This is a genomic window from Streptomyces sp. NPDC001980, from assembly GCF_040296885.1.
In the GTDB taxonomy this organism is placed as follows: Bacteria; Actinomycetota; Actinomycetes; order Streptomycetales; family Streptomycetaceae; genus Streptomyces.
On record NZ_JBEOYD010000100.1, the window covers coordinates 1 to 1,243 of the forward strand.

Genomic DNA, 1,243 nt, shown 5'->3' on the forward strand with positions numbered 1-1,243 from the left:
TGGGGCTGTTCGTGGTTTCAGAACCAACACAGTGGACGCGAGCAACTGAGGACAAGCCCTCGGCCTATTAGTACCGGTCACCTCCACCCATTACTGGGCTTCCAGATCCGGCCTATCAACCCAGTCGTCTACTGGGAGCCTTACCCCATCAAGTGGGTGGGAATACTCATCTCGAAGCAGGCTTCCCGCTTAGATGCTTTCAGCGGTTATCCCTCCCGAACGTAGCCAACCAGCCATGCCCTTGGCAGAACAACTGGCACACCAGAGGTTCGTCCGTCCCGGTCCTCTCGTACTAGGGACAGCCCTTCTCAATATTCCTGCGCGCGCAGCGGATAGGGACCGAACTGTCTCACGACGTTCTAAACCCAGCTCGCGTACCGCTTTAATGGGCGAACAGCCCAACCCTTGGGACCGACTCCAGCCCCAGGATGCGACGAGCCGACATCGAGGTGCCAAACCATCCCGTCGATATGGACTCTTGGGGAAGATCAGCCTGTTATCCCCGGGGTACCTTTTATCCGTTGAGCGACGGCGCTTCCACAAGCCACCGCCGGATCACTAGTCCCGACTTTCGTCCCTGCTCGACCCGTCGGTCTCACAGTCAAGCTCCCTTGTGCACTTACACTCAACACCTGATTGCCAACCAGGCTGAGGGAACCTTTGGGCGCCTCCGTTACTCTTTAGGAGGCAACCGCCCCAGTTAAACTACCCATCAGACACTGTCCCTGATCCGGATCACGGACCCAGGTTAGACATCCAGCACGACCAGACTGGTATTTCAACGACGACTCCCCCCGAACTGGCGTCCGGAGTTCAAAGTCTCCCAGCTATCCTACACAAGCCGAACCGAACACCAATATCAAACTGTAGTAAAGGTCCCGGGGTCTTTCCGTCCTGCTGCGCGAAACGAGCATCTTTACTCGTAGTGCAATTTCACCGGGCCTATGGTTGAGACAGTCGAGAAGTCGTTACGCCATTCGTGCAGGTCGGAACTTACCCGACAAGGAATTTCGCTACCTTAGGATGGTTATAGTTACCACCGCCGTTTACTGGCGCTTAAGTTCTCAGCTTCGCCCCACCGAAATGGAGCTAACCGGTCCCCTTAACGTTCCAGCACCGGGCAGGCGTCAGTCCGTATACATCGCCTTACGGCTTCGCACGGACCTGTGTTTTTAGTAAACAGTCGCTTCTCGCTGGTCTCTGCGGCCACCCCCAGCTCGAACAGCAAGTGCTCTCACCAGGT

General features: G+C 56.5%; 1 rRNA gene (cut by a window edge). It reads right to left on the reverse strand.

Annotated features, from left to right (window positions below):
• Positions 1-47: 47 nt before the first annotated feature.
• Positions 48-1,243 (reverse strand): 23S ribosomal RNA (locus ABT137_RS50805) (it continues 1,356 nt past the right edge of the window).